Annotated in this window: 22 protein-coding genes and 4 tRNA genes; all 26 read right to left on the bottom strand. The window is 65.0% G+C overall.

What is annotated here, in order from left to right; genetic code table 11:
* Positions 1 to 95 precede the first annotated feature (95 nt).
* The 26 genes from rpsO to tpiA all read right to left on the bottom strand — a co-directional run bounded on the left by rpsO (position 96) and on the right by tpiA (position 24,145).
* Positions 96 to 356, bottom strand: coding sequence for a 30S ribosomal protein S15 (rpsO, locus tag D7T59_RS04825; RefSeq protein ID WP_005410445.1), 261 nt, complete (start codon positions 354 to 356; stop codon positions 96 to 98).
* A 173-nt stretch (positions 357 to 529) separates the two neighbouring features.
* Positions 530 to 1,438: a tRNA pseudouridine(55) synthase TruB gene (truB, locus tag D7T59_RS04820; protein WP_164137584.1), complete on the bottom strand. Its 909-nt coding sequence runs from the start codon at positions 1,436 to 1,438 to the stop codon at positions 530 to 532.
* Positions 1,439 to 1,543: 105 nt separating this feature from the next.
* Positions 1,544 to 1,927, bottom strand: coding sequence for a 30S ribosome-binding factor RbfA (gene rbfA / locus D7T59_RS04815; RefSeq protein WP_005410447.1), 384 nt, complete (start codon positions 1,925 to 1,927; stop codon positions 1,544 to 1,546).
* Positions 1,928 to 2,008: 81 nt separating this feature from the next.
* Positions 2,009 to 4,654: a translation initiation factor IF-2 gene (gene infB, locus D7T59_RS04810; RefSeq protein WP_049427045.1), complete on the bottom strand. Its 2,646-nt coding sequence runs from the start codon at positions 4,652 to 4,654 to the stop codon at positions 2,009 to 2,011.
* Positions 4,655 to 4,746: 92 nt separating this feature from the next.
* Positions 4,747 to 6,258 carry a transcription termination factor NusA gene (gene nusA, locus D7T59_RS04805; RefSeq protein WP_006458580.1) on the bottom strand — a complete coding sequence of 504 codons (1,512 nt, stop codon included), beginning with the start codon at positions 6,256 to 6,258 and terminating at the stop codon, positions 4,747 to 4,749.
* Positions 6,259 to 6,262: 4 nt separating this feature from the next.
* Positions 6,263 to 6,853 (bottom strand): ribosome maturation factor RimP, encoded by a 591-nt coding sequence (gene rimP, locus D7T59_RS04800; protein ID WP_005410450.1) that lies wholly within the window; start codon positions 6,851 to 6,853, stop codon positions 6,263 to 6,265.
* 366 nt (positions 6,854 to 7,219) lie between these two features.
* A tRNA-Met gene (locus D7T59_RS04795) sits at positions 7,220 to 7,296 on the bottom strand.
* 82 nt (positions 7,297 to 7,378) lie between these two features.
* Positions 7,379 to 7,455 (bottom strand) — tRNA-Met (locus D7T59_RS04790).
* Between the two features lie 82 nt (positions 7,456 to 7,537).
* Positions 7,538 to 7,614 (bottom strand) — tRNA-Met (locus tag D7T59_RS04785).
* A gap of 127 nt (positions 7,615 to 7,741) precedes the next feature.
* Positions 7,742 to 9,202 carry an NADH-quinone oxidoreductase subunit NuoN gene (nuoN, locus tag D7T59_RS04780; RefSeq protein ID WP_005410451.1) on the bottom strand — a complete coding sequence of 487 codons (1,461 nt, stop codon included), beginning with the start codon at positions 9,200 to 9,202 and terminating at the stop codon, positions 7,742 to 7,744.
* Positions 9,203 to 9,217: 15 nt separating this feature from the next.
* Entirely contained in the window at positions 9,218 to 10,726 is a 1,509-nt protein-coding gene (locus D7T59_RS04775; RefSeq protein ID WP_005410452.1) for an NADH-quinone oxidoreductase subunit M, read from the bottom strand.
* Between the two features lie 23 nt (positions 10,727 to 10,749).
* Positions 10,750 to 12,924, bottom strand: coding sequence for an NADH-quinone oxidoreductase subunit L (gene nuoL, locus D7T59_RS04770; protein WP_099551931.1), 2,175 nt, complete (start codon positions 12,922 to 12,924; stop codon positions 10,750 to 10,752).
* A 7-nt stretch (positions 12,925 to 12,931) separates the two neighbouring features.
* Positions 12,932 to 13,237 (bottom strand): NADH-quinone oxidoreductase subunit NuoK, encoded by a 306-nt coding sequence (nuoK, locus tag D7T59_RS04765; protein ID WP_005410454.1) that lies wholly within the window; start codon positions 13,235 to 13,237, stop codon positions 12,932 to 12,934.
* On the bottom strand, positions 13,234 to 13,890 hold the full coding sequence (locus tag D7T59_RS04760; protein ID WP_099551932.1) for an NADH-quinone oxidoreductase subunit J: 657 nt from the start codon (positions 13,888 to 13,890) through the stop codon (positions 13,234 to 13,236). The genes nuoK and D7T59_RS04760 overlap by 4 nt, the downstream gene beginning before the upstream one ends.
* 9 nt (positions 13,891 to 13,899) lie before the next feature.
* A complete protein-coding gene (nuoI, locus tag D7T59_RS04755; RefSeq protein WP_005410456.1) occupies positions 13,900 to 14,388 on the bottom strand; it encodes an NADH-quinone oxidoreductase subunit NuoI in 489 nt (162 codons plus the stop codon).
* A gap of 4 nt (positions 14,389 to 14,392) precedes the next feature.
* Complete coding sequence (gene nuoH / locus D7T59_RS04750; RefSeq protein WP_049429536.1) at positions 14,393 to 15,487, bottom strand: NADH-quinone oxidoreductase subunit NuoH; 1,095 nt, start codon at positions 15,485 to 15,487, stop codon at positions 14,393 to 14,395.
* Positions 15,484 to 17,718 carry an NADH-quinone oxidoreductase subunit NuoG gene (nuoG, locus tag D7T59_RS04745; protein ID WP_180852120.1) on the bottom strand — a complete coding sequence of 745 codons (2,235 nt, stop codon included), beginning with the start codon at positions 17,716 to 17,718 and terminating at the stop codon, positions 15,484 to 15,486. Before nuoG ends, nuoH begins: the two co-directional genes overlap by 4 nt.
* Positions 17,715 to 19,055 (bottom strand): NADH-quinone oxidoreductase subunit NuoF, encoded by a 1,341-nt coding sequence (gene nuoF, locus D7T59_RS04740; protein WP_180852122.1) that lies wholly within the window; start codon positions 19,053 to 19,055, stop codon positions 17,715 to 17,717. The genes nuoG and nuoF overlap by 4 nt, the downstream gene beginning before the upstream one ends.
* 4 nt (positions 19,056 to 19,059) lie before the next feature.
* Positions 19,060 to 19,587, bottom strand: a complete 528-nt coding sequence (gene nuoE / locus D7T59_RS04735) for an NADH-quinone oxidoreductase subunit NuoE (RefSeq protein WP_005410460.1) — start codon at positions 19,585 to 19,587, stop codon at positions 19,060 to 19,062.
* A 97-nt stretch (positions 19,588 to 19,684) separates the two neighbouring features.
* On the bottom strand, positions 19,685 to 20,992 hold the full coding sequence (locus D7T59_RS04730; protein ID WP_106548825.1) for an NADH-quinone oxidoreductase subunit D: 1,308 nt from the start codon (positions 20,990 to 20,992) through the stop codon (positions 19,685 to 19,687).
* Positions 20,989 to 21,738, bottom strand: coding sequence for an NADH-quinone oxidoreductase subunit C (locus tag D7T59_RS04725; protein WP_005410462.1), 750 nt, complete (start codon positions 21,736 to 21,738; stop codon positions 20,989 to 20,991). Before D7T59_RS04725 ends, D7T59_RS04730 begins: the two co-directional genes overlap by 4 nt.
* Before the next feature lie 33 nt (positions 21,739 to 21,771).
* Positions 21,772 to 22,326, bottom strand: coding sequence for a NuoB/complex I 20 kDa subunit family protein (locus tag D7T59_RS04720; RefSeq protein ID WP_005410463.1), 555 nt, complete (start codon positions 22,324 to 22,326; stop codon positions 21,772 to 21,774).
* Entirely contained in the window at positions 22,317 to 22,673 is a 357-nt protein-coding gene (locus tag D7T59_RS04715; RefSeq protein ID WP_005414075.1) for an NADH-quinone oxidoreductase subunit A, read from the bottom strand. Before D7T59_RS04715 ends, D7T59_RS04720 begins: the two co-directional genes overlap by 10 nt.
* A 111-nt stretch (positions 22,674 to 22,784) precedes the next feature.
* A tRNA-Leu gene (locus D7T59_RS04710) sits at positions 22,785 to 22,869 on the bottom strand.
* Positions 22,870 to 22,920: 51 nt separating this feature from the next.
* Positions 22,921 to 23,358, bottom strand: a complete 438-nt coding sequence (gene secG, locus D7T59_RS04705; protein WP_049429531.1) for a preprotein translocase subunit SecG — start codon at positions 23,356 to 23,358, stop codon at positions 22,921 to 22,923.
* A 31-nt stretch (positions 23,359 to 23,389) separates the two neighbouring features.
* Positions 23,390 to 24,145: a triose-phosphate isomerase gene (tpiA, locus tag D7T59_RS04700; RefSeq protein WP_180852124.1), complete on the bottom strand. Its 756-nt coding sequence runs from the start codon at positions 24,143 to 24,145 to the stop codon at positions 23,390 to 23,392.
* Between the last annotated feature and the right edge of the window lie 191 nt (positions 24,146 to 24,336).

Here is a 24,336-nt window from a genome sequence, read left to right as displayed (position 1 = left end):
CCAGCGGGTGGCCGGATCGTTCCGGCCTGAATCGGGGATTGCGGTGCTACAAAACAAAACCGCGGCGCATCGCTGCGCCGCGGGGGATTCGTTGCTTAGCGACGCAGGCCAAGCTTTTCAATCAGGGCCTTGTAGCGCTCGACGTCCTTCTTCTTCAGGTAGTCGAGCAGGCTGCGACGGCGGTTGACCATCTGCAGCAGGCCGCGGCGGCTGTGGTGGTCCTTCTTGTGGGTCTTGAAGTGGCCGGTCAGCAGTTCGATGCGGGCGGTCAGCAGGGCAACCTGGACTTCCGGGGAGCCGGTGTCAGCCGAGCTGCGCTTGTTGTCTTCAATGACCTTCTGGGTGTCGATCGACATTTCTTTTTTCTCTGTGATGCGTGGCCGGCAGGAACGCGCTTCGCGCACCGCCAGGCTCGCCGTGGACTACGAGGATGAAACCTGCGCGAGGCAGGCTGCCGGAAAACGGCCGCGAAATTGTAACGGTCGGGGGGGCCGGGAACAAGGTCCGGGGCTGAACCGCCCTGCCCCGTTCAGAGGTTGAAGCGGCGCTGCGGGGCCAGCAGCCCGCTGTCATCGACCTGCCCGAGCCCCTGGACAGCATCGTCCGGACCGAACACGGCGACCAGGCCATGCGGCCAGGACGGGTCGCGCTGGCGCTGGCCAACGCAGAAGCGGTGGGCCTGCTCGGCATCGAGATCGACCCGCGGGTATTCCGCCAGCCCGGCCGCCAGCGGCAGCAGCAGCGCGTCCATGGCCGCCTCGTCGCCGGCCTCGACCATTGCCCGCAGCTGGTCCAGGGTAACCATGGCCGGTTCGCGGAACGGCTCCACCCAGAGCCGGCGCAGCGCACTGATGTGTGCGCCACAGCCCAGCGCCTCGCCCAGATCACGGGCCAGGCTGCGGATGTAGGTGCCCGAGCCGCAGGTGACGCGCAGGCGCAGCCGCTCGGGCTGCTGCTCCAGCACCTCGATGGCATGCACCTGGACCTCGCGTTCCGGCGCTTCGATGACATCGCCGCGGCGGGCCTTCACATACAGCGGTTCACCGCCCTGCTTCAGCGCCGAATAGATCGGAGCGCGCTGGCGGATGTTGCCGGTCAGCGGTGCAAGCGCGGCCTGCAGCGCTTCGGCACTGAGGGCCGGCACCGGGCGCTGCAGCAGCACCTGGCCTTCGGCGTCATCGGTATCGGTGGTCTGGCCGAGCACGATCTCGGCGTCGTAGGCCTTGGCCGAACCGAGCAGCAGGCCGGCGATCTTGGTCGCCTCGCCGAAGCACAGCGGCAGCAGGCCGGTGGCCAGCGGGTCGAGGCTGCCGGTGTGGCCGCCCTTCTCGGCGCGGAACAGGCGGCGGGCCACCTGCAGGGCGGCGTTGGAGCTCATGCCGGTCGACTTGTCGAGCAGCAGGATGCCATCCAGGCGGCGGAACTGAATTCGGGTCATGACGGGATGTTGTAGAGCCGAGCCATGCTCGGCTGCCGCAGCGCGGCCCGCACAGGCATCGCGTTGCCGGAATGGAAAGACGCCGGGCATGGGCCCGGCGCTAGCTTATTCTTCGTCGCTCTCGCGACGCTTCTCCGCAGCCAGCGTATCGGGCAGGTCGCGCAGGATGTTGTCGATGTGCTCACCACGGTCGACCGAATCGTCGTAGTGGAAATGCAGCTCCGGCACGTGGCGCAGCTTCATCGCGCGGGCCAGGTCCATGCGCAGGCGGTAGCCCAGTTCCTTCAGGCCGGCCACGGCTTCAGCCGAACGCTCCGGCATCAGCGCGGTGACGAACACCTTGGCATGGGCCATGTCGCGGGTGATTTCCACGTCGGACACGCTCACCGAGGGCAACCCATGCTCGCGCACGGCGTTGTGCACCAGGGTGCCGAGTTCACGGCGCAGCTGGGCGGAGACACGGTCGGTTCGATGGAAAGTCTTGGGCACGCGTCAGGCTCGTATGGGTTGCGTTTTTTCAGTTTACGGGATGAAACAGGACCGGCCCGTGAGGGCCGGTCCGTTGCAGCATTACAGGGTGCGCGGCACTTCGATACGCTCGAAGCACTCGATCTGGTCACCCGGCTTGACGTCGTTGTAGGCCTTCACCGCGATACCGCATTCGGTACCGTTGCGGACTTCCTCGACGTTTTCCTTGAAGCGGCGCAGCGATTCCAGCTCGCCTTCGAAGATCACCACGCTGTCGCGCAGGACGCGGATCGGCTTGTTGCGCTTGACCACGCCCTCGATGACCATCGAGCCGGCAACGGCGCCCAGCTTGGAGCTGCGGAACACGTCGCGGACCTCGGCGATACCGATGATCTCTTCGCGGATCTCCACGCCCAGCAGACCGGAGGCCACCTGCTTCACCTGATCGATCACGTCATAGATGATCGAGAAGTAACGCAGGTCCACGCCGTTGGATTCGATGATGCGACGGGCCGAAGCATCCGCACGCACGTTGAAGCCGATGACGGTGGCCTTCGAAGCGGCCGCCGAGTTGGCGTCCGATTCGGTGATGCCGCCCACGCCGGAGTGGATCACGTTGATGCGGATGTCTTCGTTGGACAGCGCGACCAGTGCCTGGCTCAGGGCCTGCACCGAACCCTGCACGTCGGCCTTGATGACCAGGTTGAGGACCTGCTGGCCCTCGCCCTTGCCCAGGGTCGCCATGATGTCTTCCATGCGGCTGCCAGCGGTGGCGACCAGGCGCGATTCGCGGCGCTTGGTCTCACGCTGCTGGGCAACGTCCTTGGCCAGGCGCTCGTCCTCGACGACCACGAAGTCGTCACCGGCTTCCGGCACGCCGGACAGGCCCAGGACCTGCACCGGGATGGACGGGCCGGCGAACTCCGGCTGCTTGCCGGTTTCGTCGAACAGCGCACGCACGCGGCCATACTGGATGCCGCACACCAGGTAGTCGCCCTTCTTCAGGCGGCCCTGCTGCACCAGCACGGTCGCGACCGGGCCGCGGCCCTTGTCCAGCGACGATTCGATCACCACGCCCGAGGCGCGGCCTTCGTCGACGGCCTTCAGTTCCAGCAGTTCGGCCTGGATCGAGATGGCGTCCAGCAGGTCGTCGATGCCCAGGCCGGTCTTGGCCGAGATCTCGACCATCTGGGTATCGCCACCGAAATCTTCGGCCACGACCTGCTCGGACAGCAGTTCGTTCTTGACCCGCATCGGGTCGGCGTCGGACTTGTCGATCTTGTTGATCGCCACGATCAGCGGCACACCCGCCGAACGGGCGTGCTGGATCGCTTCCTTGGTCTGCGGCATGACGCCGTCATCGGCGGCCACGACCAGCACCACGATATCGGTCAGCTTGGCACCGCGGGCACGCATCGAGGTGAAGGCCGCATGGCCCGGGGTATCCAGGAAGCTGATCACGCCCTTCGGCGTATCCACGTGGTAGGCACCGATGTGCTGGGTGATGCCGCCGGCTTCGCCGGTGGCGACCTTGGTGCGGCGGATGTAATCCAGCAGCGAGGTCTTGCCGTGGTCGACGTGGCCCATGATGGTGACCACCGGCGGACGCTGGGTGGCTTCGCCCTGGTTTTCACCGGTCGAGGCCAGCAGTGCGTCTTCGGCGTCGTTGTCGTTGGCACGGATCGCCTTGTGGCCGAGTTCTTCGGTCACCAGCGCGGCGGTGTCATGGTCGATGGACTGGGTGATGGTGGCCATCACGCCCATCTTGAACAGCGCCTTGACCACCTCGCCACCCTTCAGCGCCAGCTTCTGCGCCAGGTCGGCCACGGTGATCGTGTCGCCGATCGCCACTTCACGCACCACCGGCGCGGTCGGACGCTCGAAGGCGTGCGGACCGGCATTGTTGCCACCGCGCGACATGTCGCGACGGCCACCGGCCTGGTTACGCCCGCCCGGACGACCCCGGGTGTTGCTGTTGTTGCTGTTGCCACGACGCGCACGGTCGGCAGCCGACAGGTGCATCTGGCCGGCGAAACGGTCGCCCGGGCCACGCTCGTTGCGCGGCGCGCTGCGGTTGTTGCGGTCGTCGTTGCGCGGCGGCGGCGGTGCGCTGCGCGGCGCAGCCGGAGCGGCGGCCGGAGCACGCGGCGGGCGCGGCGCGGTTTCATCGATCGGAGCGCGCTTGGGCTTGCTGGCCGCCAGCGCCTCGGCAGCCTTGGCGGCGGCCGCAGCTTCCTCGGCAGCCTTCTTCTCGGCCTCTGCGCGCTCCTTGGCCGCAACCTCTTCCTCACGGGCACGGACGATGGCTTCGTCGCGCAGACGATCCTTCTCGGCCAGGGCCTGCTGTTCGGCGAGGTTGCGGGCACGCGACTCTTCCAGCTTGCGCAGGATGTCGGCGCGCTCTTCGTCCGGCGTCATGGCGCGCGCACCATCCTTGACGTAGGTACGCTTCTGGCGCACCTCGACATTCACGGTCGTCTTGCTGCGACCGGAATTGACCGTCACTTCCTGCTGCTTCCGGCGGTTGAGCGTGATCTTCTTTGCAGACTGATCGGTCTCTTCCGGGGCCTGCTCGGGCTTGCCGTGCGAACGACGAAGGAAGCCCAGGAGCTTCACCTTCTCGGAGCTGGTCACGACCTGGTCGGGACCGCTGAACTTCATGCCGGCACCGGCCAGCTGTTCCAGCAGTTTTTCGACCGGCGTGTTGACCAGTTCGGCAAGCTTGCGGATGGTGGTTTGCTGCGACATTCGGATCCTATGATCTTGTGGGCGCCCCCCCGCATCTGGAGGTGGCGCGGATTCTACGCCCTGAGCGGCTCAGGGCCCTGTTCATTGCCGGCTCATTCGCCGCGTTCCAGTCGGGCGATCTCTTCGGCACGGGCGGCCAGGATCAGCGCAGCGGCGCGCGCCTGATCCAGTCCCTCGATGCCGAAGTCCATGACCTCGTCGGCGGCCAGGTCGGACAGGTCCTCGCTGGTACGCACGCCGTGGCCGGCCAACGCATACGCGGTGGCTTCGTCCATGCCCTTCAGGGACAGCAGGTCCTGCGCCGGCTGGCCGTCTTCAAGGCCTTCTTCGACTGCCAGGGCCTCATTGAGCAGCGCATCGCGGGCACGAGCGCGCAGCTCTTCGACGATGTCTTCGTCGAAACCTTCCACAGCCAGCAGTTCGCCGACCGGGACATAAGCGATTTCCTCGACGGTGCCGAAGCCTTCGCTGACCAGGATGCCGGCGATCTCTTCGTCCACTTCCAGCTTGTCCATGAACAGCTGGCGGGCCGAAGCCTGCTCGGCTTCCGACTTGGCGGTGACCTGGTCCTGGGTCATCACGTTGAGCTGCCAGCCGGTCAGGCGGCTGGCCAGGCGCACGTTCTGGCCGCCCTTGCCGATCGCCTGGGCCAGGCGGTCTTCAGCGACAGCCAGGTCCATCGAGTGCTTGTCTTCATCGACGATGATCGACTGCACTTCGGCCGGCGCCATCGCGTTGATGACGAAGTTGGCCGGGTTGTCGTTCCACAGCACGATGTCCACGCGCTCGCCATTGAGCTCGTTGGACACGGCCTGCACGCGCGAACCGCGCATGCCGATGCAGGCACCGATCGGATCGGTGCGCTGGTCGTGGGCGAGCACGGCGATCTTGGCGCGGTCGCCCGGATCGCGGGCACAGGCCTTGATTTCCACCAGGCCCTGGCCGACTTCCGGCACTTCCAGCTTGAACAGCTCGATCATGAATTCCGGGGCGGCGCGGCTGATGAACAGCTGCGGGCCACGCGGTTCCGAACGGACTTCGGCCAGGTAGCCGCGCACGCGGTCGCCGGCACGCAGCACGTCGCGCGGAATGCCCTTGTCCTTCGGGATGAAGCCTTCGGCATTGCCACCGAGGTCGACATAGATGTTGCCGCGCTCGGCGCGCTTGACCACACCGGTGATCAGTTCGCCGACGCGATCCTTCCACGCATCCACGACCTGCTGGCGCTCGGCTTCGCGCACGCGCTGGACGATGACCTGCTTGGCGGCCTGGGCAGCGATGCGGCCGAAGTCCGGGTTCTCGATCTGCTCTTCGATGTAGTCGCCGACGTCCACGCCTTCGGCTTCATCGACGGCGTCCATCAGGCGGATCTGGCGGTCGGGCGATTCCATGACCACGTCATCGGCCACCACTTCCCAGCGGCGGTAGGTTTCGTAGCTGCCATCCTTGTGGTCGATGACCACGCGGGTCAGCACTTCCTCGTCGGGATAGCGCTTCTTCGCTGCCGAGGCCAGGGCGGCCTCGATGGCATCGAAGATCACTTCACGCGGCACGCCCTTCTCGTTGGCGACCGCGTCGACTACCAGCAACAGTTCCTTGCTCATTGGCTCACTCCGCGCGCGGCTTCTTTGCCGCCGGCTCGTTGGAAGAAGAATTCGTGTTCGGCTTCGGACGCTTCGGTGCCGGACCGGTCGGCTTGCTCGGGGCCAGCCCCAGCGCCACCCAGTCGGGCATGATCCGTGCCTTGTCGATGTTGTCGGCCGACACCACCACTTCGGTCTTGTCGACGATGAAGGTGATGGTGCCTGCGGCCTCGTCGGTCGCTTCGATACGGCCCTGCAGGCGACGACGGTTGTCCTGCGGCAGCTTCAGCGTGACCTTGGCCGATTCACCCTGGTGGCGAGCGAACTGCTCCAGGTTGAACAGCGGGCGATCCACGCCCGGCGAGGACACTTCCAGCGTGTAATTGCCGCTGATCGGGTCTTCGACGTCCAGCTGCGCCGACACTTCGCGGCTGACCCGCTCGCAGTCGTCGACATTGATGATGCGCTCGGGCTGTTCAGCCAGCGGCACGTCGATGTAAAGGCGCAGGGTCGCACCGCCGGGGGCCGGCAGATACTCAACGCCCAGCAGCTCCAGGCCCAGCGACACAACGGTCGGGGCGAGCAGATTCGCGATGTCGGTTGCCTTGTCGCTCACAGCCTGCCTTGATCTCTTGGTTGGGTGCCGGCCTTGGCCGGCGTGAAAACATGACGCCCCGGAAACGACAAAGGGCCCGCTGGGCCCCTTTTCCGGAAAGACTCCGGTGACTGGATTCCGGTTGCAACCTGCATTGCCTGCCGGTTGCGGCCCTCCTTCCGGGTCCGGACTCCCGCCGGGAGGCCGCCTTCAGGGGTACTGCTAGGCCGCTGATGATAGCGGCTGCACCGCGCTGGTGCAAGGTGCGGGCCAGGGGTCAGATCCCTTTTCCGCAGGAAAAGGGATCTGACCCCGATCGTGCGGAAACGACACAAACCCCAAAGAAAAACGCCTTCGAAGCAGGACTTCGAAGGCGATCTCTTTACTTGGTAGCGGGGGCAGGATTTGAACCTGCGACCTTCGGGTTATGAGCCCGACGAGCTGCCAGACTGCTCCACCCCGCATCAGAAGCGGAATTATGAGCGATAACTTCAAAACATGCAAGCTTTCCCTCATTCATCAAGCCGGTTGGCGCCGATTCGATGTTGGTAGCGGGGGCAGGATTTGAACCTGCGACCTTCGGGTTATGAGCCCGACGAGCTGCCAGACTGCTCCACCCCGCATCAGAAGCGGAATTATGAGCGATAACTTCAAAACATGCAAGCTTTCCCTCATTCATCAAGCCGGTTGGCGCCGATTCGATGTTGGTAGCGGGGGCAGGATTTGAACCTGCGACCTTCGGGTTATGAGCCCGACGAGCTGCCAGACTGCTCCACCCCGCACCGGAAGTGTTTGAACTGCTGCCCTGCTCTTTCGAGGAGGGCTACCGCAACGATGTTCTGGCTGAACCGCTGCAGTGACAACTCAGGCTGCGCATATTACACGAATCGCGCAGCTTTGTGTCAACTTTTATGCAAGATGCGCAAATGCCTGCTGGCACCAGACCATGATCGGGTTCCAGGCCAGGCCCAGGGCCAGCAGCGCCAGCGCGTTCACGCCCAGCACCAGGCCCAGCACGCGGTCGTTGCTGCGCGGCATGGCCTCGCCCACCGGCTCATCGAAGTACATGACCTTGATGACGCGCAGGTAGTAGAAGCAGCCGACCACGGCGCACAGCACGCCGAGGATGGCCAGCCACAGCAGGCCGCCATTGACGGCCGCGCCCAGCACCGCCAGCTTGGTCCAGAAGCCCAGGAACGGCGGGATGCCGGCCAGCGACGCCATGATGCACAGCACCAGGCCGGCCATCCACGGGTTACGGGCATTGAGGCCCTTGAAGTCCTCGATGTTCTCGGCTTCAAAGCCGGCACGCGACAGCGCGATGATCGCGCCGAAGGCGGCGGTGGACATGATGGCGTAGGCCAGTGCGTAGAACAGCGCAGCGGCATAGCCCTGCGCACCACCACCGGCGATGCCCATCAGCAGGAAGCCGATGTGCGAGACGGTGGAGAACGCCAGCATGCGCTTGAGGTTGCTCTGCGCGATGGCCATCAGGTTGCCGATGACCAGCGAGACCGCGGCCAGGCCGGCGATCAGCAGCTGCAGTTCGGTCGACAGCGGGCCCACGCCCATTTCCAGCAGGCGGTAGGCCATGCCGAAGGCGGCCAGCTTCGGCGCCGAGCTGATGAACAGTGCGATCGGTGCCGGGGCACCCTGGTACACGTCCGGCAGCCACATGTGGAACGGTGCGGCACCCAGCTTGAAGGCGACGCCGGCGATCATGAACACCGCACCGGTGATCAGCAGCACGCGCTCTTCCGAGTGCGGGATGGCGTCACGGATGACGTCCAGGTGCAGGCTGCCGGTGGCGCCGTAGATCAGCGACATTCCGTACAGCAGCAGGCCCGAGGCCAGCGAGCCGAGCACGATGTACTTCATCGCCGCTTCGGAGGCCAGGCCGTTCTCGCGGTTGCTGGCGACCAGGGCATAGGAGCACAGCGCCAGCAGTTCCAGGCCCAGGTAGACCATCAGCAGGCTGCCGGCCGAGACCAGGATCATCATGCCGGCGGTGCCGAACAGGATCAGCACCGGGATCTCGCCCTGGAACAGGTTGCGGTCACGCAGGTAGCGCCAGCCGTAGACGAGGGTCAGGCCGCTGAGCAGCACGATCCCGGTCTTCATCACGTCCGCGGCGGTATCGCGCACGAACATGCCATGGAAGACCTCCCCCTGCCCGCCCACGCCGGTGGCCAGCATGAACAGCACCACGGCCAGCGCAGCGAGCGAGAACAGGTGGGTGACGATCTTGTTCCGGTTGCTGACGAACAGGTCGAGGATCATCAGGGCGAAGGCGCTGCCGATCAGCACCAGCTCGGGAGCGAGCGGTGGCAGGTCAGCGGCGGTCAATGGCAGCAGCGGCGAGGTGGTCATCATCAAATCCTGGAATTACAGCAGCTTGCTGGATGCGATCTGCATCGCCAGCTTCGCGATCGAGGGCTCCATCAGGTCGGTCAGCGGCTTGGGGTAGATGCCCAGGGCCAGCACGCCGATGGCGAACACGCCCAGCACCAGCCATTCGCGGCCGTTGATGTCCTTCAGTTCGGCCACGTGGCTGTTGGCCACTTCGCCGAAGAAGATGCGCTTGTACAGCCACAGGGTGTAGGCGGCGCCGATGATCAGGGTGGTGGCCGCGCCCAGTGCGATCCACGGATTACGCTGGAAGGCCGACAGGATGACCATGAACTCGCCGACGAAACCGCTGGTGCCCGGCAGGCCCGCATTGGCCATGAAGAACAGCATGGCGAAGGTGGCGAACCACGGCATCACGTTGACCACGCCGCCGTAATCGGCGATGCGGCGGCTGTGCATGCGGTCGTACAGCACGCCGACGCAGGAGAACATCGCGCCGGACACGAAGCCGTGCGAGATCATCTGCACCATGGCGCCCTGCAGGCCCAGGCGGGCAGCATCGGCGTTGCCGGCTTCACGCACCAGCCACAGGGCGATGAAGGTGCCCAGGGTGACGAAGCCCATGTGCGCGATCGACGAATAGGCGATCAGCTTCTTCATGTCGTCCTGCACCAGGGCGACCAGGCCGACGTAGATCACCGCGATCAGCGACAGCGCGATCACCAGCCATGCCCATTCCTGCGACGCGTCCGGGACGATCGGCAGGTTGAAGCGCAGGAAGCCGTAGCCACCGATCTTCAGGGCGATGGCGGCCAGGATCACCGAACCGGCGGTCGGCGCTTCCACGTGGGCGTCCGGCAGCCAGGTGTGGACCGGGAACATCGGCACCTTGACCGCGAAGGCGATCAGGAAGGCGAAGAAGATCCAGGTCTGTTCCTTGGCCGACAGCGGAAGCGCGTACAGGTCGGCCAGCTGGAAGCTGCCGCCCTTCATGTACAGGTAGATCAGCGCCACCAGCATCAGCACCGAGCCGAGGAAGGTGTACAGGAAGAACTTCAGCGCAGCGTAGATGCGGCGCGGGCCGCCCCAGACACCGATGATCAGGAACATCGGGATCAGCATTGCTTCGAAGAACACGTAGAACAGCATCGCGTCGGTCGCAGCGAAGATGCCGACGGTGACGCCTTCCAGGATCAGGAAGGCCGCCACGTACTGGTTCACGCGCTTGTCGATGGCGCTCCAGGCGCCGATCAGGGCAAGCACGCTGACCAGGGTGGTCAGCAGGATCAGCGCCACGGCGATGCCGTCCACGCCCAGGTTGTAGCCGATCTTGTAGGCCGGGATCCAGGCATGGGTCTCGACGAACTGCAGACCGTCGATGCCCGCGTTGTAGCCGCTCAGCAGCGAGAGGCTTGCAACGAAGGTGAGCACCGCGACGCCCAGCGACGCCCAGCGGGCAGTCTGCGCATCACGGATCGCAAGGATCAGGGCGCCACCGATGATCGGCAGCCAGATGAGGACACTGAGTAGAGGCCAGTTCGACACGTCTTCTTATTCCGTACAGGTCATCAACGCAGGTAATGCATCAGCACGCCCAGCAGGGCAATCAGGCCGATGATCATCGCGAAGGCGTAGTGATAGAGGAAACCGGATTGGGTACGACGCAGCACGCCGGCTGCAACGTCCACAACACGTGCCGAGAGATTGACCACGCCGTCGACGATGTTGCTGTCGATCCAGCGCGAGACCTTGCCCAGCTTGACGCTGCCACCGGCAAAGCCATCGATCCACAGCTTGTCGAAGCCGTACTTGTTTTCCAGCACCGAAACGATCGGGGCGAAGGTCTTGCGCGCCTTGCCCGACAGGTCCGGCTTCCACAGGTAGAACAGCGCGGCCAGCAGGAAGCCCGCCAGGGTCAGCCAGAACGGCGGCAGCATCATGCCGTGCAGCGCGAACGCGACCGGGCCATGGAACTCTTCACCCAGGAACGCGACGGTGTTCTTGGCCGGATCGTAGAAGTCGACGATGCCGGTGAAGAACGTCTGTGCCTGGCCCTTGATCGCCTCGTGCGCATGGTGGCCGGCCCAGTCGGTGCCGTGCAGCATCGGACCGATGCTGAAGAAACCGATGGCGATCGACGGGATGGCCAGCAGGATCAGCGGCAGGGTCACCACCCACGGGGTTTCGTGCGGCTCATGCGGACCGTGGCCATGGCCGTGGTCGTCATGGGCGTCGCCGTGGTGGGCATCGGCATGGTGCGCATCTGCAGCGTGGTGATCGTCATGGCCGTGGCCATGGTCATCATGCGCGTCGCGGAAGCGCTCCTTGCCATGGAAGGTCATGAACAGCAGGCGGAAGCTGTAGAAGCTGGTCACCAGCACGCCACCCAGCACCGCCCAGTAGCCATAGGTGGCCACCCAGCTGTTCTGCATGTGGGCGTGGATCTCGGCGGCCTCGATGATGGTGTCCTTCGAGTAGAAGCCGGAGAAGAACGGCGTGCCGACCAGCGCCAGCGTACCGATCCACATGGTGATGAAGGTGATCGGCATGTACTTGCGCAGGCCGCCCATCTTGCGCATGTCCTGCTCGTGGTGCATCGCGATGATGACCGAGCCGGCGCCCAGGAACAGCAGGGCCTTGAAGAAGGCGTGGGTCATCAGGTGGAACACGGCCGCCGAGTAGGCCGACACGCCCAGGGCGACGGTCATGTAGCCCAGCTGCGACAGCGTGGAGTACGCGACAACGCGCTTGATGTCGTTCTGCACGATGCCGATCAGGCCGGTGAAGAACGCGGTGGTAGCACCGATGAACAGCACGAAGTTCAGCGCGGTCTGCGACAGCTCGAACAGCGGCGACATGCGGGTGACCATGAAGATACCGGCGGTCACCATCGTCGCGGCGTGGATCAGTGCCGAGATCGGGGTCGGGCCTTCCATCGAGTCCGGCAGCCACACGTGCAGCGGAACCTGGGCCGACTTGCCCATGGCGCCGATGAACAGGCAGATGCAGATGACGGTGGCGATCGACCAGATCACCGGCTCGTTCAGCAGCTGCATGCCCAGGATCGTGCCGTCCCAGATCTGCAGCTGGGCGCGCGGGTCGGCCAGCATGCCGGCCTGCGAGAACACCTGCGAGTAGTCCAGGGTGCCGAACACCCACAGCACGCCGGCAATGCCCAGAAGGAAGCCGAAGTCACCGACGCGGTTGACCAGGAACGCCTTCATGTTGGCGAAGATCGCGGTCGGGCGCTTGAACCAGAAGCCGATCAGCAGGTACGACACCAGGCCCACCGCTTCCCAGCCGAAGAACAGCTGCAGGAAGTTGTTGCTCATCACCAGGGTGAGCATCGAGAAGGTGAACAGCGAGATGTAGCTGAAGAACCGCTGGTAGCCCGGATCGTCCTGCATGTAGCCGATCGTGTAGATGTGGACCAGCAGCGACACGAAGGTCACCACCACCATCATCATCGCGGTCAGCTTGTCGACCATGAAGCCGACGTGGGCCGAGTACTGGCCGACTTCGAAGAACGTGTAGATGTTCTGGTTGAACGGCTGCGCGCCGCCCCACATCAGCTGGTAGAACGTGTACATCGACAGGCCGCAGGCTACCGCGACGCCGAGGATGGTGATGGTCTGCGCGCCGAAGCGCTTGACCTGGCGACCGAACAGGCCGGCGATGATGCTGCCGAACAGCGGTGCAAGCACCACTGCGATCAACAGACTCTTGGAGAGAGTGATTTCCATCTGTGGATCAGCCCTTCAGCGAATCGACTTCGCCGACATTGATCGTGCGGCGGGTACGGAACAGGGTCACCAGGATCGCCAGGCCGATGGCGGCTTCCGCGGCGGCGACGGTCAGGATGAAGAACACGAACAGCTGGCCGGACGGATCGCCCAGCTGACGCGAGAAGCCGACGAAATTGATGTTCACCGACAGCAGCATCAGTTCGATCGACATCAGCAGGACGATGACGTTCTTCCGGTTGAGGAAGATGCCGGCCAGGCTGATGGCGAACAGCACCGCGCCAAGCGCAAGCATGTGGCCAAGGGTAATCACGGCTGGGTCTCCTCGCCGGTGGCCGGCTTGCTGTTGCTGTGCACGACCGGTGCTTCGGCGCCCATCTTGACCATGCGCAGGCGCTGGTCGGCCTTGACCATGGTCTGCTCACCCGGGTTCTGGCTCTTCACGCCGGTACGGCGACGCAAGGTCAGCATCACGGCGGCGACCACGGCCACGGTCAGGATGACGGCGGCGAACTCGAACGGCAGCAGGTACTCGGTGAACAGCGTGCGCGCCAGCCAGGTGACGTTGGAGCTGTCGGCAGCGACCGCAGCGGCGTTGTCGGCCGGGAACGGGGTGACCGCCCTGCCCTTCACGCCGATCAGGATCAGCATCTGCACCAGCATCGCCACCGCAACGATCAGGCCGACCGGCAGGTAGCGCACCCAGCCTTCACGCATCTTGGTGGGATCGATGTCCAGCATCATCACCACGAACAGGAACAGCACCATCACCGCGCCGACGTAGACCAGCACCAGCGCCACGCCGAGGAACTCGGCGCCCACCAGCAGCCACACGCAGGCAATGGAGAAGAAGGTCAGCACCAGGCACAGCACTGCATGCACCGGGTTGCGCACGCTGATCACCGCACCGGCCGAAACCGTTGCCGCGATGGCGAACACCCAGAAAGCGATATTTACCCAATCCATCTCTCGACCTCAGCGGTAAGCGGCATCGGCGGCACGACGCTCGGCGATCTCGTTTTCGAGACGATCGCCAAGGGCCAGCAGCTGCGGCTTGGTAACGATGTTTTCGCCACGGTTCTCGAAGTGGTACTCGAGGATGTGGGTTTCGACGATCGAGTCCACCGGGCAGCTTTCTTCGCAGAAGCCGCAGAAGATGCACTTGAACAGGTCGATGTCGTAGCGGGTGGTGCGGCGGGTGCCGTCCTCGCGCTTGGCCGAGTCGATGGTGATGGCCAGGGCCGGGCACACCGCTTCACACAGCTTGCAGGCAATGCAGCGCTCTTCGCCGTTGGGATAACGGCGCAGTGCGTGCAGGCCACGGAAGCGCGGCGACTGCGGGAACTTCTCCATCGGGTACATCATCGTGTACTTCGGCTTGAAGCTGTACTTCAGCGTCAGCCAGAGGCCCGCCAGCAGTTCGAGCAGCAGCAGGCTCTTGAAGTAATGGGTAATCCTGTTCATCACTTTAGACGCCCTTTTGAATCACGCCGAAGAACACCATGACGGCGGTAACCGCGATCCACAGAATGGCCAGCGGGATGAAGACCTTCCAGCCCAGGCGCATGATCTGGTCATAGCGGAAGCGCGGGAAGCTGGCACGGAACCAGATGTAGGCACTGGCGAAGAAGAACACCTTGACGAACAGCCACGGTGCACCACCCTTCCAGATCCAGTCGACCAGCGGCGAGACATCGCCGAAGTTGACCCAGCCCTGGACCGGGCTCAGCCAGCCACCGAGGAAGAAGATCGAGATCAGGAAGCTGATCAGGATCATGTTCGCGTATTCGGCCAGGAAGAACAGGGCGAACGCGCCGCCGGAATATTCGACCATGTGGCCGGCGACGATTTCCGATTCGCCTTCCACCACGTCGAACGGCGCGCGGTTGGTTTCAGCCACGCCCGACACCCAGTAGATGACGAACAGCGGGAACAGCGGCAGCAGGAACCAGTCGAAGAAGCCGGAATTGCCGGCCTGCGCCATCACGATGTTGCTCAGGTTCAGGCTGCCAGCGGCGATCATCACGCCGACAAGCGCGAAGCCCATGGCGATTTCGTAGCTGATCATCTGCGCCGAGGCGCGCATCGCACCCAGGAACGCGTACTTCGAGTTGGATGCCCAACCGGCCAGGATGATGCCGTAGATGCCCAGCGAGGTCATCGCCAGCAGGTACAGCAGGCCGGCGTTGGCGTTGGACAGCACGATCTGCGAATCGAAGGGCACCACCGACCAGGCCGCGAAGGCCGGGGCCAGGGTGATCAGCGGCGCCAGCAGGTAGATCGCCTTGTTGGCGCTGCTCGGCTGGACCACTTCCTTGAACAGCAGCTTGAAGACGTCGGCGAAGGCCTGGAAGATGCCCATGCCCACGTACATCGGGCCATGGCGGACATGCATCCAGCCGATCAGCTTGCGTTCCCAGACCACGTAGAAGGCCACCGAGACGATCACCGGCACGGTGATCACCAGGATCTTCAGGATGATCCAGATCAGCGCGCCGATGTCACCGAGGCCAAGCAGCCACTGGTGCAGCGGGTCGACCGCGTTCAACAGCAATTCGTTCATGCAGCCACCACCGATACGCGAGCGGCACCCAGCGGCGCGGTCGCGCCGTGGCCCGATTCAATCCAGACCGAACCCGCAGCGACGCGGGCGTCGACCACCACCGGCAGGGTGGCCTTGCCGGCATCGGTGCCGACCTTGGCCATCTGCCCTTCCTGCAGCTGCAGGCGAGCGGCATCTTCAGCGTTCAGCACGATGCGCGGGGCGTTGTTGAGCGGATGCGACTGCAGCGCCGGCGCGCGACGGACCACCGCATCGGTGCGGTAGATCGCGGCGGTCGAAGCCACTTCCAGGCCTTCACCGGCAACCACCGGCTGTGCCGAAGCGGCAACGGCGACCGACACCGGGGCCAGGCTGGCACGCAGGCCGGCCAGGTCGGTGAAGTCGAAACCGGCCAGCGCCATGTCGCCGCCCAGTGCACGCAGCACGCGCCAGCCTTCACGGGCCTCGCCCGGCAGCTTGCCGCCGGCACGGGCCGACTGCTCGCGGCCATCGAGGTTGGTCAGGGTGGCGTCGATTTCCGGCAGCGCGCCGATCGGCAGGATCACGTCGGCAACGTCGCGGGTGGAGACACAGGCGAACTGGCTGAAGGCCACCACCTGGGCACCGGCCAGCGCCTTGCGCGCAGCGGGAGCGTCGGCGAAGTCCAGGCCCGGCTCCAGGCCGTACACCACGTAGGCCTGGCGCGGCTGCGCCAGCATGGTGGCCACGTCCTTGCCGGCCGGCAGCACGCCGGCGCGGGTCAGGCCCACGGCATTGGCGCCCTGCGGGATGCGGCACAGCTTGGCGCCGGTGGCGGCGGCGAACTCACGCGCAGCGGCGCGGATCGCGGCAGCCTGCGGATGGTTTTCGGCGATGCCACCGACGATCAGCACGGTGTTGTTGCCGCCCTGCACGGCCGAACGCAGCTCGGCGCTGGCCAGCGCGTCGACGAACTTCGACGGCGCGACGATCTGCTTGCCGGCGACACTGAAAGCGAAGTCGAAGTCCACCGGGTTGACGACGTGGATCTTCGCGCCCTTGGTGGTCTGCGCCTTGCGCAGGCGGGCGTGCAGCAGCGGCAGTTCGTGGCGGATGTTGCTGCCCAGAACGACGATGCGGTCGGCGCCTTCGATCTCGGCCAGCGGCAGGCCGAACACTTCGGCGGTTGCGGCGTCGGAGAAATCGCGGTTGTTGATGCGGTGGTCGATGTTGCTCGAGCCCAGGCCCTTGGCCAGGCGGGCCAGCAGCGCGCCCTCCTCGTTCGAGGTGGACGGATGCACCAGCACGCCCAGGTTGTCGCCCTGGTTGGCCTTGAGGATCTCGGCGGCCGCGGCCAGGCCTTCGGCCCAGCTCACTTCCTTCCACTCGCCATTGACCTTGCGCAGCGGCTTGACCGCACGGTCTTCGCTGTACAGGCCCTGGTGCGAGTAGCGGTCACGGTCGGACAGCCAGCACTCGTTCACGGCTTCGTTGTCGCGCGGCACGGTGCGCAGCACTTCGCCGCGACGCACGTGCAGGAACAGGTTCGAACCCATCGCGTCGTGGTAACCCAGCGACTCGCGCGCGGTCAGTTCCCACGGGCGGGCGCGGAACTGGAACACCTTGTTGGTCAGCGCGCCGACCGGGCAGACGTCGACGACGTTGCCGGACAGCTCGGTGGTCAGCGGCTTGCCGTCGAAGGTACCGATCTGCAGGTTCTCACCGCGGTACATGCCACCCAGTTCGTAGGTACCGGCAACGTCGGCGGTGAAGCGGACGCAGCGGGTGCACTGGATGCAGCGGGTCATCTCTGTGGCGACCAGCGGACCCATGTCCTCGTCCGGCACCACGCGCTTGCGCTCGTTGAAGCGGCTGACCGAACGGCCATAGCCCAGCGACACGTCCTGCAGCTCGCACTCGCCGCCCTGATCGCAGATCGGGCAGTCCAGCGGGTGGTTGATGAGCAGGAACTCCATCACCGAGCGCTGGAACTTCAGTGCCTTCTCGCTGCGGGTGGCGACCTTCATGCCGTCCATCACCGGGGTAGCGCAGGCCGGCGCCGGCTTCGGCGACTTCTCCACGTCCACCAGGCACATGCGGCAGTTGGCGGCGATCGGCAGCTTCTCGTGGTAGCAGAAGCGCGGAATGGAGATGCCGGCCTTGTCGGCGGCCTGGATGATCATCGAGCCCTTGGGCACGACCAGCGACTTGCCATCGATCTCGATGGTGACGTGATCGGGTGGGACGCTCGGATTTACGGGTTGCGCGCTCATGCAGCGGCTGCCTCCACCTTCTTGCCGTCAACCATCGAATGACCGTTGACGATGTAGTACTCGAACTCGTCCCAGAACTGGCGCAGGAAGCCCTGGATGGGCCATGCAGCCGCTTCGCCGAACGCACAGATGGTGTGGCCTTCGATCTGGCCGGCCACCGCCTTCAGCTGGTGCAGGTCTTCCATCGTGGCCTTGCCGGCGACGATGCGCTCCAGCACGCGGTGCATCCAGCCGGTGCCTTCACGGCACGGGGTGCACTGGCCGCAGGATTCCTTGTGGAAGAACTGGCTGATGCGGCAGGCGAACTTGACGCAGCAGACGCTGTCGTCGAGCACCACGATCGCACCCGACCCCAGGCCGGAGCCCAGTGCGCGGATGGTGTCGTAGTCCATCGGCAGGTCCTTCAGCTCGGCCGCGGTCAGCACCGGCATCGACACGCCGCCCGGGATCGCGCCCTTCAGCGTGCGGCCCGGACGCAGGCCACCGGCCATTTCCAGCAGGTCATGGAATTTGGTGCCGAGCGGCACTTCGAAGTTGCCGCCGTTCTGCACGCAGCCGGACACCGAGAAGCACTTCGGGCCGCCGTTGGCGGTCAGGCTCAGGCCCTTGAACCACTCCGGACCGTTGCGGATGATCGCCGGCACCGAACCGTAGGTTTCGGTGTTGTTGATCGTCGACGGCTTGCCGTACAGGCCGAAGTTGGCCGGGAACGGCGGCTTGTAGCGCGGCTGCCCCTTCTTGCCTTCCAGCGATTCCATCAGCGCGGTTTCTTCGCCGCAGATGTAGGCGCCGGCGCCCAGCGCACCGTAGATGTCGATGTCCACGCCCGAGCCCATCACGTTCTTGCCCAGCCAGCCGTTCGCATAGGCGTCGGCCAGGGCCTGCTCGAAGTGCTCGAACGGCTCGTGGTGGAACTCACCGCGCAGGTAGTTGTAGCCCACGGTCGAACCGGTGGCGTAGCAGGCGATCGCCATGCCTTCCACCACCGAATGCGGGTTGTAGCGCAGGATGTCGCGGTCCTTGCAGGTGCCCGGCTCGGACTCGTCCGAGTTGCAGAGGATGTACTTCTGCATGTTGCCCTTGGGCATGAAGGACCACTTCAGGCCGGTCGGGAAGCCCGCGCCACCGCGGCCGCGCAGGCCCGAAGCCTTGACCATCTCGATGACCTGCTCCGGCGGGACCTTCTCTTCGAGGATCTTGCGCAGGGCGGCGTAGCCACCGGTCTTCAGGTAGCTTTCGTACGACCACGGGGTGTCGTAATGCAGGGTGGTGTAGACCACCTGGTGCGGCAGCGGCGCGGGGCCGACCGGACCCTTGGATTCGTGGTGATGTGCCATGCCCTTACTCCAGCCCGTCCAGCAGCTCGTCGACCTTTTCCAGGGTCAGACGCTCATGGTAGTGACCGTTGATGACCATCATCGGCGCGCCACCGCAGCCGGCCAGGCACTCTTCCTCGCGCTTGAGGTAGACGCGGCCGTCCGGGGTCGATTCACCGTGCTTGATGCCCAGCTTCTTCTCGCAATGGCGCACGATGTCCTCGGCGCCATTGAGCCAGCAGCTGATGTTGGTGCAGATGGCCACGTTGTTGCGGCCCACCTTCTCGGTCTCGAACATCGAGTAGAAGCTGGCGACCTCGTAGGCCCACACCGGCGGCAGGTCCAGGTACTTGGCCACGCCGGCGATCAGTTCGTCGGTCAGCCAGCCCTGGTTCTGCTCCTGGGCCGCATGCAGGCCCTGCAGCACGGCAGAGCGCTTGCGGTCCGGCGGGAACTTGGACAGCCAGTGATCGATGTGAGCGCGGGTCTTGTCGCTCAGCACCACCATCGGGTCGACGTCGCGCGCCGCCTCGAAATTACCTGTCGCCTTCATCGGCCGACCTCAGCGAAATGCATAACGTGAAATTCCAGAAACTGCGGCGCCGGCTTGCGCCGGCTGCCTGCAGCGGGCGTTGGCGTGGCGGACGGCATTACCGGTCAACCTCGCCGAACACCAGGTCGTAGGTACCGATCATCGCCACCACGTCGGCCAGCATGTGGCCGCGCACGATCGAATCGATCGAGGACAGGTGGGCGAAGCCCGGTGCGCGCAGGTGCACGCGGAAGGGCTTGTTGGCGCCATCGGAGACCAGGTAGCAGCCGAACTCGCCCTTCGGGGCTTCCACCGCCGAGTAGGTCTCGCCGGCCGGCACGCAGTAGCCTTCGCTGAACAGCTTGAAGTGGTGGATCAGCGCTTCCATGTCGTCCTTCATGTCCTCGCGCTTGGGCGGAGCGACCTTGAAGTTCTTCACCATCACCGGGCCCGGGTTGGCCTTCAGCCACGCCACGCACTGCTTGATGATGCGGTTGGATTCGCGCATTTCGGCAACGCGGACCAGGTAACGGTCGTAGCAGTCGCCTTCCTTGCCCAGCGGGATGTCGAAATCGACGGCATCGTACTTGGCGTACGGACGCTTCTTGCGCAGGTCCCAGGCAACGCCCGAGCCGCGCAGCATCACGCCGGTCATGCCCCACTGGTGAGCCAGTTCCGGAGTGACCACGCCGATGCCGACGGTACGCTGCTTCCAGATGCGGTTGTCGGTCAGCAGGGTTTCGTATTCGTCGATGCGCTTGGGGAACTCGACGGTGAAGTTTTCCAGGAAGTCCAGCAGCGAACCTTCGCGCGAAGCATTGAGCTGCTTCAGCGCCTTGCCCTTGTGCCAGCGCGATTCCTTGTACTTCGGCATGTGGTCCGGCAGGTCGCGGTAGACACCGCCCGGACGGTAGTACGCCGCGTGCATGCGCGCGCCGGAGACCGCTTCATAGCAGTCCATCAGCTCTTCGCGCTCGCGGAAGGCATACAGCATCACCGCCATCGCACCCAGGTCGAGCGCGTTGGAGCCCAGCCACATCAGGTGGTTGAGGATGCGGGTGATTTCGTCGTACATGGTGCGGATGTACTGCGCACGCTCCGGCGCCTCGATGCCCATCAGGGTCTCGATCGCGCGCACGTAGGCGTGCTCGTTGCACATCATCGACACGTAGTCCAGGCGATCCATGTAGCCGATCGACTGGTTGAACGGCTTGGACTCGGCCAGCTTCTCGGTACCACGGTGCAGCAGACCCACGTGCGGGTCGGCGCGCATGATGGTTTCGCCGTCCATTTCCAGGATCAGGCGCAGCACGCCGTGCGCGGCCGGATGCTGCGGGCCGAAGTTCATGGTGTAGTTGCGGATTTCCTGCCGTGCTTCGGCCGGATTGCTCGCGAACGCTTCGCGGGCCTGGTGGAACTCGCTCACTTCACTGCCTCCTGCGCGCGCTCGCCTTCTGCGGTCTGCAGACGGGCGTCGTCACGGATCACGCGCGGCACGCCGACACGCGGCTCCACCGAGGTGACCGGTTCGTAGATCACGCGCTTCTTTTCTTCGTCGTAGCGGACTTCGACATTGCCGATCAGCGGGAAGTCCTTGCGGAACGGATGGCCGACGAAACCGTAGTCGGTCAGGATCCGGCGCAGGTCCGGGTGGCCTTCGAAGATCACGCCATACAGGTCGAACGCTTCGCGCTCGAACCAGTTCAGGCCCGGCCAGATGCCGGTCAGCGAGGACACCACCGGCAGTGCTTCGTCAGGGGCGAAGCAGCGCAGGTGCATCATCAGGTTGTGCTGGTACGAACGCAGCTGGGCGACCACGGCGAAACGCTGGGTCGGCATGTGCTGCGGGCGGGCGCCGTCGGCACCGTTTTCCTCGGTGGGGAATTCGCCCCACGCGAAACGGCCCTGGGCCTTGCCTTCGACACCGCGGCTGAAGCCCTGCGAGGACACGTCGGCGGTGTCCCATTCGTCGGAGCCATAGCCAAGGTAGTCGACGCCGCAGAGATCCACGGCCTGCTCGAAACCAAACTCGTCACGCAGCGCCAGCGCGGTGGCATGCCACTCGGCGGCAGGCACCTCCAGCGTCACTTCGCCGCGGGGTTCGACCACGATGACCTTCGCACCAGCGAAACGTGCGGAGAGTCGGTCGATGAAGGATGCTTGCTCTGCCATGGGGGCTTGGCGCGCTCTTGTAGTGTGGAAGGGTCAGCGGGCGATGGTCTGTGTACGCCAGATCTTCTTCTGCAGCTGCAGGATCCCGTACACCAGCGCCTCGGCGGTCGGTGGGCAGCCCGGGACGTAGACGTCCACCGGCACCACGCGATCACAGCCGCGCACGACAGAATAGGAGTAATGGTAGTAGCCGCCACCGTTGGCGCAGCTGCCCATCGAGATGACCCACTTCGGGTCCGGCATCTGGTCGTAGACCTTGCGCAGCGCCGGGGCCATCTTGTTGACCAGGGTACCGGCCACGATCATCACGTCGGACTGACGCGGCGACGGGCGGAACACCACGCCATAGCGGTCAAGGTCCAGGCGCGCGGCGCCGGCGTGCATCATCTCGACCGCGCAGCAGGCCAGGCCGAAGGTCATCGGCCACATCGAGCCGGTGCGCGCCCAGTTCAGCAGCGCGTCGACGCTGGTGGTGACGAAGCCCTTTTCCAGCAGCGGGTTGTCGCCTTCCGGCCGCAGGATGTCATCAACCCGGCCTTCCGGCGTGGGGTTGTTCATGAGGCCATCGAGAGTCTGAATCACTCCCATTCCAGCGCTCCCTTCTTCCAGACGTAAATGAAACCGAGGAACAGCATGCCGACGAACAGGCCCATGGTGACGAGCGAACGGGCGCCCAGCTCCATGAAGACCTGGGTCCACGGCACGATGAAGATGATTTCCAGGTCGAAGACGATGAACTGGATCGCGATCAGGTAGTAGCGCACGTCGAACTTCATGCGCGCGTCTTCGAAGGCTTCGAAGCCGCACTCATACGGCGACAGCTTTTCCAGATCGGGGCGGCGGGGACCGAGGAATCGACCAACCAGCATCAGCGTAATGCCGATACCGGTGGCAACGATCAGAAACAGCAGAGACGGCAAATATTCGGCCAGCACAGCGATTCTCTCTTGCCTCTGCCGCTGCGCCTGCAGGCGCTTTGGCATGGGGGAGTGGACGGGAATCTACCTGGCGCCTTGCGCGCCAGGCGAACCCGCTTTACTTACAAATGGTGCCCAAGAGGGGACTCGAACCCCTACGACCTAAGTCGCTACCACCTCAAGGTAGTGCGTCTACCAATTCCGCCACCTGGGCAAACGATCACATCAGACTATCTTCCCGATGCGCCGCGTATTGTAACCGGCTTCAGTGTTTCTGGGAGCCTTCCGAAGGCTTTTCTTCACCAGAAACCGAAGATTCCGCCTGAGCCGGCACATTCGCGGCCGGAACCGGGGCTGCCGGGACCGCATCGGCCTTCGGGACGGCCGGCAATTCGCCCGCCGGAGCCGCCGGAGCGGTCACCGCCGGGGCGGACATCAGACCCAGATCCTGGTCGGCCGCCGGGCGGCTGCCATGACCGGCATACCAGGCCATGAAGAGGCTGATGCCGAAGAACACGACAGCCAGCCACTTGGTCGACTTGGACAGGAAGTTCGAGGCGCCACGCGCACCGAACACCGTACCCGAGGCACCGGCACCAAAGCCCGAACCCGCCGCCGCACCCGAGCCACGCTGCATCAGGATCAGCGCGATCATGGCCACAGCGACCAGCACGTAGACGACATTGAGGATCAACATCAGCATTGGAAACCGCCCTCGGACAATACTTCTAGGATTAGTTCGCGGCCGCCGCCCCTGCGATGGCCAGGAAGTCCGCGGCCACCAGGGAGGCGCCGCCGACCAGCCCACCATCGACATCCGGCTGCGCGAACAGTTCCCCGGCATTGTCGGGCTTCACGCTACCGCCGTAAACAATGGGCAGTGAATCAGCGATTCTAGCATCGATACGCGCGACTTCGCCACGGATGAACGCGTGCACCTGCTGTGCCTGCTCCTTGGTGGCGGTACGGCCGGTACCGATGGCCCAGACCGGCTCGTAGGCGACCACTGCCTGGGCGAAACCGGCAGCGCCGACCAGTTCCAGCACCGGTGCCAGCTGGCTGGCAATGACCGCCTCGGTCTGCCCCGCTTCGCGCTGCTCCAGGGTCTCGCCCACGCACAGCACCGGCACCAGGCCGGCATGCAGGGCCGCGGCGAACTTGCGCGCGACCAGTTCGCTGCTTTCATGGTGGTACTGGCGGCGCTCGGAGTGGCCGACCAGGCCATAGCGGGCACCCACCTCGTGCAGCATGGCGGCGCAGACCTCGCCGGTGTAGGCGCCCTTCTCGTTGCTGCTGACGTCCTGGGCCCCGAACACCAGGCCGGTGTCACCAAAGTCCTCCACCAGCTCGCCCAGGTACGGCAGCGGCGGCAGGATCACCACGTCCACCCCGTCCAGCGGCAGCCCGGCGGCCACCTGCCCCAGCAGTTCATTGGCGAATTGACGGCTGCCATGCAGCTTCCAGTTTCCGGCGACGATCTTGCGGCGCATGAGCGGGTGGCTCCTGTGTGAAGTCAGCCGATCATGATACCCGTTACGGCAAAAATCCGTTTCCGTGTAAGCGGTTACATGGATTTTCAGCCAACGGCGAAGCCCCTCGTGGCGGGGTGGGGTTGGTCGAGGAGAGCCCCGGTTGGATTGGCGGGCTTGGCCGGGGGGGGGGGGGGGGGGGGGGGGGGGCG

It is taken from the genome of Stenotrophomonas maltophilia, from assembly GCF_013464915.1.
GTDB classification, from domain to species: Bacteria; Pseudomonadota; Gammaproteobacteria; order Xanthomonadales; family Xanthomonadaceae; genus Stenotrophomonas; species Stenotrophomonas maltophilia_AT.
Note: the sequence above shows the minus strand (reverse complement) of the source record. Positions and strands in the feature narration are given on the sequence as shown.

Excerpts from the sequence above, each read along its gene's own strand:
- nuoI (WP_005410456.1), bottom strand. The coding sequence starts at position 14,388 with ATGAACAGGATTACCCATTACTTCAAGAGCCTGCTGCTGCTCGAACTG.
- nuoG (WP_180852120.1), bottom strand. The coding sequence starts at position 17,718 with ATGAGCGCGCAACCCGTAAATCCGAGCGTCCCACCCGATCACGTCACC.
- nuoN (WP_005410451.1), bottom strand. The coding sequence starts at position 9,202 with ATGACCACCTCGCCGCTGCTGCCATTGACCGCCGCTGACCTGCCACCG.
- tpiA (WP_180852124.1), bottom strand. The coding sequence starts at position 24,145 with ATGCGCCGCAAGATCGTCGCCGGAAACTGGAAGCTGCATGGCAGCCGT.
- D7T59_RS04760 (WP_099551932.1), bottom strand. The coding sequence starts at position 13,890 with ATGGATTGGGTAAATATCGCTTTCTGGGTGTTCGCCATCGCGGCAACG.
- infB (WP_049427045.1), bottom strand. The coding sequence starts at position 4,654 with ATGTCGCAGCAAACCACCATCCGCAAGCTTGCCGAACTGGTCAACACG.
- nusA (WP_006458580.1), bottom strand. The coding sequence starts at position 6,258 with ATGAGCAAGGAACTGTTGCTGGTAGTCGACGCGGTCGCCAACGAGAAG.
- rpsO (WP_005410445.1), bottom strand. The coding sequence starts at position 356 with ATGTCGATCGACACCCAGAAGGTCATTGAAGACAACAAGCGCAGCTCG.
- truB (WP_164137584.1), bottom strand. The coding sequence starts at position 1,438 with ATGACCCGAATTCAGTTCCGCCGCCTGGATGGCATCCTGCTGCTCGAC.
- D7T59_RS04720 (WP_005410463.1), bottom strand. The coding sequence starts at position 22,326 with ATGGGAGTGATTCAGACTCTCGATGGCCTCATGAACAACCCCACGCCG.
- nuoE (WP_005410460.1), bottom strand. The coding sequence starts at position 19,587 with ATGAAGGCGACAGGTAATTTCGAGGCGGCGCGCGACGTCGACCCGATG.
- nuoF (WP_180852122.1), bottom strand. The coding sequence starts at position 19,055 with ATGGCACATCACCACGAATCCAAGGGTCCGGTCGGCCCCGCGCCGCTG.
- D7T59_RS04725 (WP_005410462.1), bottom strand. The coding sequence starts at position 21,738 with ATGGCAGAGCAAGCATCCTTCATCGACCGACTCTCCGCACGTTTCGCT.
- secG (WP_049429531.1), bottom strand. The coding sequence starts at position 23,358 with ATGCTGATGTTGATCCTCAATGTCGTCTACGTGCTGGTCGCTGTGGCC.
- nuoL (WP_099551931.1), bottom strand. The coding sequence starts at position 12,924 with ATGGAAATCACTCTCTCCAAGAGTCTGTTGATCGCAGTGGTGCTTGCA.
- nuoH (WP_049429536.1), bottom strand. The coding sequence starts at position 15,487 with ATGAACGAATTGCTGTTGAACGCGGTCGACCCGCTGCACCAGTGGCTG.